9 protein-coding genes and 1 pseudogene are annotated in these 9,616 nt (G+C 61.6%); 2 read left to right on the top strand and 8 right to left on the bottom strand.

What is annotated here, in order from left to right; translation table 11 throughout:
• A partial coding sequence (locus tag QZ522_RS14970) for a Tex family protein (protein WP_294613274.1) occupies nt 1-1,830 on the top strand: 1,830 nt, incomplete at its 5' end.
• Nucleotides 1,831-1,878: 48 nt separating this feature from the next.
• Here the strand turns inward: QZ522_RS14970 and QZ522_RS14965 are convergent.
• The 3 genes from QZ522_RS14965 to QZ522_RS14955 all read right to left on the bottom strand — a co-directional run bounded on the left by QZ522_RS14965 (nt 1,879) and on the right by QZ522_RS14955 (nt 4,080).
• On the bottom strand, nt 1,879-2,811 hold the full coding sequence (locus QZ522_RS14965) for an endonuclease/exonuclease/phosphatase family protein (RefSeq protein WP_294613272.1): 933 nt from the start codon (nt 2,809-2,811) through the stop codon (nt 1,879-1,881).
• Nucleotides 2,812-2,981: 170 nt separating this feature from the next.
• A complete protein-coding gene (pyrF, locus tag QZ522_RS14960) occupies nt 2,982-3,674 on the bottom strand; it encodes an orotidine-5'-phosphate decarboxylase (RefSeq protein ID WP_294613269.1) in 693 nt (230 codons plus the stop codon).
• Nucleotides 3,675-3,762: 88 nt separating this feature from the next.
• Nucleotides 3,763-4,080, bottom strand: a complete 318-nt coding sequence (locus QZ522_RS14955; protein ID WP_294613266.1) for a hypothetical protein — start codon at nt 4,078-4,080, stop codon at nt 3,763-3,765.
• A 259-nt stretch (nt 4,081-4,339) separates the two neighbouring features.
• Between QZ522_RS14955 and clpB the strand changes: the two genes are divergently transcribed.
• Nucleotides 4,340-6,958 carry an ATP-dependent chaperone ClpB gene (clpB, locus tag QZ522_RS14950; protein ID WP_294613264.1) on the top strand — a complete coding sequence of 873 codons (2,619 nt, stop codon included), beginning with the start codon at nt 4,340-4,342 and terminating at the stop codon, nt 6,956-6,958.
• Between the two features lie 59 nt (nt 6,959-7,017).
• Here clpB and QZ522_RS14945 read toward each other — a convergent pair whose 3' ends face one another.
• The 5 genes and pseudogenes from QZ522_RS14945 to QZ522_RS14925 all read right to left on the bottom strand — a co-directional run.
• Complete coding sequence (locus QZ522_RS14945) at nt 7,018-7,860, bottom strand: DUF1989 domain-containing protein (protein WP_294613261.1); 843 nt, start codon at nt 7,858-7,860, stop codon at nt 7,018-7,020.
• Between the two features lie 11 nt (nt 7,861-7,871).
• Nucleotides 7,872-8,078, bottom strand: coding sequence for a hypothetical protein (locus QZ522_RS14940; RefSeq protein WP_294613258.1), 207 nt, complete (start codon nt 8,076-8,078; stop codon nt 7,872-7,874).
• A 101-nt stretch (nt 8,079-8,179) separates the two neighbouring features.
• Nucleotides 8,180-8,341, bottom strand: coding sequence for a hypothetical protein (locus QZ522_RS14935; protein ID WP_294613255.1), 162 nt, complete (start codon nt 8,339-8,341; stop codon nt 8,180-8,182).
• 150 nt (nt 8,342-8,491) lie between these two features.
• Complete coding sequence (locus QZ522_RS14930) at nt 8,492-9,271, bottom strand: succinate dehydrogenase iron-sulfur subunit (protein WP_294613252.1); 780 nt, start codon at nt 9,269-9,271, stop codon at nt 8,492-8,494.
• Nucleotides 9,272-9,283: 12 nt separating this feature from the next.
• Nucleotides 9,284-9,616 (bottom strand): annotated as a pseudogene (locus tag QZ522_RS14925) (succinate dehydrogenase/fumarate reductase flavoprotein subunit); the annotation flags it as partial.

The following is a 9,616-nucleotide window of genomic DNA, read 5'->3' as shown; positions in this document are numbered from 1 at the left end:
ATCCTGGTCGAAGAACTGGGCGAGAATGCCACTTTGCTGGGCCGCCTGCGCGACGCCATGCAGAAAGAGGCGTTGATCAGCGCGCAGGTAAACGCCGGAAAGGAAGAGGTCGGCGCAAAGTTTTCCGACTACTTCGACCATAGTGAAAAATGGGCGACGATCCCGTCACATCGCGCCCTGGCCATCCTGCGCGCCTCCAAGGAAGAGATCGTGACCCTCAATATCGCGCCCGAGCCAGAAACAGGCCTGCCCCGCGTGATCGCCATCATTACCGCCGAGATCGGGATTCACGGTGACGGTCCGGGCGACATCTGGCTGCGAGAGGCCGCGCGTTGGGCCTGGAGCGTCAAGCTGAGTCTGACGATGTTCATGGATCTGATGACCGACCTGCGCCGCCGCGCCCATGATGCCGCGATCGACGTATTTGCCCGCAACCTGCGCGACCTGCTGCTGGCCGCGCCTGCGGGCGCGCGCGCAACACTGGGCCTTGATCCGGGGATCAGGACAGGGTGCAAGATTGCCGTGGTGGATGAGACCGGCAAGCTTTTGGATACGGCAACCATCTATCCGTTCCAGCCCCGCATGGATGTGCGCGGCGCGGAAAACACCCTGACCCAGATGATCGCCAGACACGGCATCGCATTGATCGCCATCGGCAACGGAACCGCCAGCCGCGAATCCGAACGCCTTGTGGCAGATGTGATCAAGCGCCTGCCCGCAGGCACCCCGCGCCCCACCCCCGTGATCGTGTCAGAGGCCGGGGCCTCGGTCTATTCCGCCTCCGAACTGGCCTCACAGGAATTCCCCGATATCGACGTGTCCATTCGCGGGGCGGTGTCGATCGCGCGGCGGTTGCAGGACCCCCTGTCGGAATTGGTGAAAATCGAACCGCAGGCCATTGGCGTCGGCCAATATCAGCATGACGTGGATCAGCGGCGACTGGCCAAATCCCTTGCCGCCGTGGTCGAGGATGCCGTGAACGCGGTGGGTGTCGACTTGAACATGGCCTCGGCACCGCTCCTGTCGCATATCGCGGGCCTTGGGCCGTCACTGGCGCAGGCCGTTGTGGCGCACCGCGATGCCAATGGCCCGTTTGCCAACCGCAAGGCCTTGCTGAAAGTGGCCGGGCTGGGGCCAAAGGCGTTTGAGCAATGCGCAGGCTTTCTGCGGATCACAGATGGCACAGAACCTCTGGATGCCTCCTCGGTCCACCCCGAGGCCTACGGCGTGGCGCGCAAGATCGTGCAGGCCTGCGGGCGTGATATCCGCGCCATCATGGGCGACAGCAGCGCCCTTGCGGGCCTGCGGGCAGAGCAATTCGTCGACGACAGTTTTGGCTTACCCACCGTGCGCGATATCCTGACAGAACTGGAAAAGCCGGGGCGCGACCCGCGCCCCACCTTCAAGACCGCCACCTTTGCGGATGGCATCGACAGCATCACCGACCTCAAACCCGGCATGTCGCTGGAAGGCACCGTTACCAATGTTGCGGCCTTCGGGGCGTTTGTCGATATCGGTGTCCATCAGGATGGTCTTGTGCATGTCAGCCAGCTTGCAGATCGGTTTGTCAAAGATCCCCACGAGGTGGTCAAGGCCGGCGATGTCGTCCGGGTGTGGGTTACCGAAGTCGATGTCCCGCGCAAACGCATCGGCCTGAGCATGCGCAAAGATGCCAACGCCAGCCCAGCCTCGCGCGGACGCGAGGCCAACACGCCGAAACCGGCGCGCGGGCCGAAATCCGGAACGGCAAGGCCACCCGAAGCAAAAAGCCAGGGCGCCTTCGGATCTGCCCTGGCAGATGCCATGAAGCGACGGCCAGCCGGGTCCTGAGGCGGTCCGGCTATCGCGTGGCAAAAGCCTTCGCGGCAGTGCATGCCTTTACGCGAGTCCCGGAAAATCCGCATAGACCAGCGCGTGATCGCTCGCGTGGGACGGGGTATCGGGCGGACCACCTGACGCCCCACCCCGGCGGTTGTGTCTCGGGGGGGGCATGCCGGTTCTGATGATTTCAGGGCGCACATCGGGATACTCCTGCGCCAAGCGCGGCGAGACAAGTATCCGGTCCGGACGCGAATGCAGATGCGTGTCAGGAACCTCGTATGTCCAGTCAGTGCCCGGCGCCAAACGATCCAGCAAGTCAAACGAAAACCCCTGTTTCAGCGGAGTGAGGGCCGAGCGGGCAGGCCCATCGCCAGCGCCCGGTTCATTAAGGTCTCCCACGATCATCCAGCGCTCTTGCCGCGGATCGTCAAAACGCATTTCGACGATCTTGCGAACCGCGCGCGCCTCGGCCTCACGTATGACATACGCCTTCTCGGCATCAGGATACGGCGCTTTGAAATGGCAAACAAACAGCGTGACACCTGTAAAACCCAGCTCAAGACAATCCCGCCGGAAAAGGCGGTGATCCCGGAGTTCGCGCGGTAGATCTGACAAATCGAGATCGGCGCCGGTAAGGCCTGCGTGGCTTTTGACAATAATGGGCTGGCGTCGACAAAGAGCCGCGACGTTCAACCCGCGGCCATCGTTTCCGGCAAGGCAATACCGGAAAGGATAAGCCGGCGATCCGGTCTGAAGAAGAAAATTATCGTGGAAAAAGTCCAATGCCGGAGTGTCGAAAACCTCTTGCACGGCGACGATATCCGCCTGCGCGGCATGGATCACCTTCGCTGTCTGTTCGCGATCGGCCAAACTAAGCGCGACGGGCCGCTGGACGTCTGATTCATCCTGATCGAAGGCCCCATCAAGAACCGGCCTGCCCTCCTGCGTGCGCAGGCGCATGTTTTGCAGATTGAATGTGGCCACGCGCATCACTGACACCGTCTGTCATGAATATGTCTCCATAATACGTGCTGATTGCACCGGGACCATAGCCGTCGCAATCGAGGGCACGGCGGGAACACGCCGCTGTCATGATGCACCGGCTCAGGTTTAGGCATGATCGAAAAGCCGGACTTCTGGCGCGCGACAAGGATACTGCTTTAGCCGCGCAACTCGTCCAGAATGGCGGCGGCGGCGGCCCTGGGGTCTTGTGCAGCCCAGATCGGGCGACCGACAACGATGTGATCGGCACCATCGGCAATCGCTTGCGCCGGGGTGGCGACGCGCTTCTGATCGCCAAGGGCCGCGCCAACGGGGCGCACCCCAGGCGTCACGATAAGCTTGCCCGCTGCATTCGGCAGTGCCCGGATCATCGCCGCCTCTTGCGGGCTGGCGATGACACCATCGGCACCGGCGTCAAAGGCCCGCCCCGCGCGTTCGGCCACCAGATCGGGAATATCCCCCGCCCGGATCAGCCCGGCATCAAGATCGGCCCGGTCAAGCGAGGTCAGGATCGTCACCGCCAGGATCTTGAGCGGCTTGCCCGACGCCCCCTCTTTGGCGGCACGCACAACATGCGGGTCGCCATGCACGGTGAGAAAATCAAGGTCATATTGCGCCAGCCCACGCACCGCCGCCTCGATCGTCGCGCCGATATCGAAAAGCTTCATGTCGAGAAAAATGCGCTTGCCGTGCTCACGCTTCAACTCATCCGCCAGGGCAAGTCCGCCGCCCGTCAGCATCCCCAGACCGATCTTGTAAAACGACACCGCGTCGCCCAGCTTTTCCGCCAGTTCAAACCCGGCCAGGGCATTGGGCACATCAAGGGCAACGATCAGGCGGTCATCGGACATCGGGGCGGCTCCGGGCTTGGGACAGGGGTTGGATCTGCGCCCTTGTCGCGGCGCCTTGGCGGGACGTCAAGCCCCCTGCGATGCGCCGTCAAACGCGCCCGGCGTCAAGGTTGTCGAGATTGCGCAACATCCGCTGCACCTGCGCCAGGGTGCCGGAGCGGGCCGAGGGCGCTGAAATCCCCGCGCTCAGCCGCAGGCGCAGACCGGACTGTTTGCCAAGATGCGTGGCCTCTGCATCCGCCAACAGCCCGCGCATCACATGCGCGTAATCGGCATGAAGCGGTGCGCAGACATGCGCAGGATAGCTGAATAGATCGTCGCCCTGACGGATCTGAACCTGCGCCTCGAAAGCCCCGCGTTCGGGGTTATAGCTGATCTCGTCCACTGTTAGTTTCCGGGTTTGCATCGCCTGCATCCTTTGTGCTCGGGCCGCATGGCCCTGTGGATAACTTTGATACAGATCGGAATCCCAAGGCCTTATACCAAGGGCCTGTCACGCAAACGTGCGGATTTGACGCAAATCATCGCGCCCGGTTCGCGAATCGGTGATCCTTGGGGTTGAACAGGTGGTGCGCAAAACCCATCTGGATCATGAGGTTCCCAATCGCGCATGCCTAATACTGGGTGCGCAAGCGGGGTAACGCTTGTAAAAAAGGAGAAAACCCATGGACTTCAACAAGTTCACGGAGCGGTCGCGCGGCTTCATTCAGGCCGCCCAGACCATCGCGATGCGCGAAAGCCACCAGAAACTGGCCCCCGAACATATCCTGAAGGCGTTGATGGACGACACCGAAGGTCTTGCCAGCAACCTGATCCGTCGGGCGGGTGGCGCCCCCGAACGCGTCGTGCAGGCGCTTGACCTTGCGCTTGGCAAAATCCCGCAGGTGTCGGGCGATACCGGACAGACCTATATGGATCAGCAAACCGGAAAGGTTCTGGCCGAGGCCGAAAAGCTGGCCGAAAAGGCCGGTGACAGCTTTGTGCCGGTGGAACGCATCCTGACCGCGCTTGCGCTGGTGAAATCCCCGGCCAAGGACGCGCTAGAGGCCGGTGCCGTGAGCGCACAGAAACTCAACGAGGCAATCAACGATATCCGCAAGGGCCGCACAGCCGACAGTGCCAGCGCCGAAGATACCTATGAAGCGCTCGAGAAATATGCCCGCGACCTGACGAAGGCTGCCGAAGAAGGCAAGATCGACCCGATCATTGGCCGCGACGACGAAATTCGCCGCGCCATGCAGATTCTCAGCCGCCGCACCAAGAACAACCCGGTGCTTATCGGCGAGCCGGGCGTGGGTAAGACCGCGATTGCCGAGGGTCTTGCGCTGCGCATCATCAACGGCGACGTGCCGGAAAGCCTGCGCAACAAAAAGCTGTTGTCGCTCGACATGGGCGCGCTGATTGCCGGTGCGAAATACCGTGGCGAATTCGAAGAACGCCTTAAGGGCGTTCTGAACGAGGTGACCGCCGCTGCCGGTGAAATCATCCTGTTCATCGACGAAATGCACACCCTGATCGGGGCGGGCAAAGGCGATGGCGCGATGGATGCCGCCAACCTGATCAAGCCCGCACTTGCGCGCGGCGAGTTGCATTGTATCGGCGCGACCACGCTGGATGAATACCGCAAACACGTCGAGAAAGACGCCGCCCTTGCCCGCCGGTTTCAGCCGCTGATGGTAGAGGAACCCACGGTCGAGGACACGATCTCGATCCTGCGCGGCATCAAGGAGAAATACGAGGTACACCACGGCGTTCGGATTTCCGATAGCGCTCTGGTCACCGCCGCGACGCTCAGCCATCGCTATATCACCGACCGGTTCCTGCCCGACAAGGCGATCGACCTCATGGATGAGGCCGCAAGCCGTCTGCGCATGGAAGTGGATAGCAAACCCGAAGAGCTCGACACGCTTGACCGCGACATCCTGCAAAAACAGATCGAGGCAGAGGCGCTCAAGAAAGAAGACGACGCGGCAAGCAAGGACCGGCTTGAAAAGCTTGAGAAAGAGCTGGCCGAATTGCAGGAACGCTCGTCCGAGATGACCGTGCAATGGCAGGCCGAGCGCGACAAGCTGGCAGGCGCGCGCGATCTGAAAGAGCAACTTGACCGGGCCCGCAACGAGCTTGATCATGCCAAACGCGAAGGCAATCTCGCCAAGGCCGGTGAGCTATCCTATGGCGTCATTCCGGGGCTAGAGAAAAAGCTGGCCGAGGCCGAAAAGGCCGAGACCGAGGGCGTCATGGTCGAAGAGGCGGTACGCCCCGAACAGATCGCGCAGGTGGTGGAACGCTGGACCGGGATTCCGACCGCCAAGATGCTCGAAGGCGGGCGTGAAAAGCTGCTTGGGATGGAAGAAAACCTGCACAAGCGGGTGATCGGCCAAAACACGGCGGTCAAGGCCGTGGCCAATGCGGTACGCCGTGCGCGTGCGGGTCTTAACGATGAAAACCGCCCGCTTGGGTCGTTCCTGTTCCTCGGGCCGACCGGCGTGGGTAAAACCGAGCTGACCAAGGCCGTCGCCGAGTTCCTGTTTGACGACGATAGCGCCATGGTGCGGATCGACATGTCCGAGTTCATGGAGAAACATTCGGTCGCTCGCCTGATCGGTGCGCCTCCGGGCTATGTCGGTTATGACGAAGGCGGTGTCCTGACCGAGGCCGTGCGCCGCCGCCCCTATCAGGTGATCCTGTTCGACGAGGTCGAAAAGGCCCATGCGGATGTGTTCAACGTGCTGTTGCAGGTGCTTGACGATGGTGTTCTGACCGACGGTCAGGGGCATCGTGTGGATTTCAAGCAGACGTTGATCATTCTCACGTCGAACCTTGGGGCACAGGCCCTTAGCCAATTGCCCGAAGGGGCCGATGCGAGCGACGCCAAGCGCGATGTGATGGATGCGGTGCGGGCGCATTTCCGCCCCGAGTTCCTGAACCGTCTGGACGAGACGATCATCTTTGACCGCCTCAGCCGTCATGACATGGATGCCATCGTGGACATCCAGCTGCGCCGTCTGGGCAAACGTCTTGCCGGTCGCAAGATCACGCTCGACGTTGACGCCGCCGCGCAGAAGTGGCTTGCCGATGAAGGCTATGATCCGGTGTTCGGCGCACGCCCCCTGAAACGGGTGATCCAGCGCGCGCTTCAGGATCCTCTGGCCGAGGCGCTCTTGGCGGGGGATATCCTTGACGGATCTGCCGTCGCCGTAACAGCGGGGGCCGAAGGGCTTATCATCGGGGATCGCGTCGGCACCACCCGGCAGGAACCGCCAGAGGATGCCGTCGTGCATTAACCCCGGCGCTCACACGCAAGACAACGCCCCCCTGTTCGCGCAGGGGGGCGTTATTACATCTACCGCCCGTGGCTTCGGTCATAGCCATTCACCGGCGGGCTCTGCCAGCCTGCAAGCGCGGCGGGGTCTGGTGCAAAGACCTCGACGCGCATCGGATAGCAGGCGGCGCTATCGCTTGAATGCTCAGACGAACAATCGCCCCCCGGACAGGCACTTAGCGCGCCAAGCAGGTCGATTTCGGCGAAAAATTCGAGGTAATCACCGGGGCGCACCGGGCTGGCCTTCATGAAATACTGCCCGGTATCGCGGGTAAATCCGGTGCACATGAACACGTTCAGAACATCATGCACATGCCCCTCAGCCTCGGCCAGGCTCAGCCCGGTTTCATCCGCCAATGCCCGGATCAGGTTGGAATGGCAGCAATGGTGATACTGCGTGCCAGCCAGAAGATTGCCGGTATAGGGATCACACCGCGTGCCAATCACGTCATGCACCGAACCGCCAAATTCGTCGATCCCGTACCACTCAAGGCTATCGGCGGTGATCGTCGCCATCGGTCGCAGATAGGGAAAACTTGTCCACATTCTCTCGCCCACCGTCAGATGCGTACCGTGCAGCGCGCGTGACTTGCCGGAGTAAAACCGCTCGGACAGATTATTGGCATTCCACAGGTTAAGGTCACCCACCTGCGGGCCTTCTATGCTTGAGATGCGAAAAAACTGGCCCGCGCCGACACGAAAACCGGCGGCATCGCGCGGGGGCACAATAACCTCTGACACCTTCCTGGTGCCTGCGCGGGCGGCCCTGTAAAGCGCAAGATCGGGACGCGGAAGGGTGTCATTGGGATAACAAATCACCGGGCGCACGGCACGGCGGGCTTCGGCATCGACAGGTTGGGTCATCCGGGGGCCTTTCAGGATTGCGGTGTATTGGCGACACAATCCAAAGGTGGTTTTCCCGTCGATGTAAAGACCTGCGCGCCGCAGGTCATGCATTTAAAACAGGTGCCCGCCTCGCCATCCAGACGCCGGTCCGCCCGCCACCGACAAGCCCGCGTGCGACGGTTGGACAGGATCAGCACCAGAATAAAGGCGATGATCAATCCGACAACGATAAGCATGGCATGGCTCCTTCAGGTTCGCGCAAATCGTCCCGAGGATGCCCTGAACGGGCGGCCATTGAAATGCAAAACCCCCGGCACTCAGGCCGGGGGTCAAGCCGTCAGGCGTCGTAATAGGCGTACATCTGATCAAGCGCGCTTTGGTGCGGTGGCTCAACCCGGTTCGCGGGGGCGGAGGGGGTGAAATAGGTCAAAACCCATTCCGGCAATGCCTCTGCCAAGGGTGCCGCAGCGTGATCGTTTTTCTGTGCTCGGATCGACATGGTGTGATCTCCATTCTGGTCTGACCCGAACATATGATGCCGCGCCGCAGCATTAAACCGTCACTCCTGCACTCTCGCTATGCGCACCACGCAAGGCCAAAGGCCCCGGATTTCTCCGAGGCCTTTCAATAGCGAGTCAGGATGCGCCGGTCAGACCGCGCGGTCGACCATCATCTTCTTGATCTCAGCAATCGCCTTGGCCGGGTTAAGGCCCTTGGGGCAGGTCTTGGTACAGTTCATGATCGTGTGACAACGATAGAGCTTGAACGGATCTTCCAATTCGTCCAGACGCTCGCCCGTGGCCTCGTCACGTGAATCGATGATCCAGCGATAGGCATGCAGCAAGGCGGCCGGCCCGAGATATTTGTCGCCATTCCACCAATAGCTTGGGCAGGACGTCGAGCAGGACGCGCACATCACGCATTCATAAAGCCCATCAAGCTTTTCGCGATCCTCGATCGACTGTTTCCACTCTTTCGCGGGACGGTTGGTCTTGGTTTCAAGCCAGGGCATGATGCTGGCGTGCTGCGCATAAAAATGCGTCAGGTCCGGGATCAGGTCGCGCACCACAGGCATATGCGGCAGCGGATAGATTTTCACATCGCCCTTGATCTCATCCATGCCATAGATACAGGCCAGAGTATTGATGCCGTCGATGTTCATCGAACAGGACCCGCAGATGCCTTCGCGGCAGGAGCGCCGGAACGACAGGGTCGGGTCGATGGTGTTCTTGATGTGGATCAGGGCGTCCAGCAGCATGGGGCCGTGGTCGCCGGTCGGCACCTCATAGGTGTCCCAGCGCGGGTCCGCATCGACCTCGGGGTCGTAGCGATAGACCTTGTAGGTGCGGACGTCCTTGGAGCCGGGCGCGGCCTTGTGGACCTTGCCCTTGGTGGGCTTGGAGCCGCGGGGGAGGGAGAGTTGAACCATCTGCGTTCGACCTCAGTAAACCCGAGCCTTGGGCTCGATGTACGAGACCTCGTCGGTCATCGTGTATTTGTGCACCGGACGGTAGTCGATCTGGACGCCTTCGCCCGGACGCTTCCACGCCAGGGTGTGTTTCATCCAGTTGGCGTCGTCCCGATCCGGATAGTCCTCGCGGGCGTGGGCGCCGCGCGATTCCGTGCGATTCAGCCCGCTCTCGATGGTGACGACGGCCTGGGCGATCAGGTTGTCGTACTCCAGCGTCTCCATCAGGTCGGTGTTCCAGATCAGGCCGCGATCCGTGGTCTTGATGTCGGCGCCGGCGGCGTCGAAGGCCCGCAGCTTGTCGGT

The organism is uncultured Roseovarius sp., assembly GCF_913054395.1.
In the GTDB taxonomy this organism is placed as follows: domain Bacteria; phylum Pseudomonadota; class Alphaproteobacteria; order Rhodobacterales; family Rhodobacteraceae; genus Roseovarius.
Note: the sequence above shows the minus strand (reverse complement) of the source record. Positions and strands in the feature narration are given on the sequence as shown.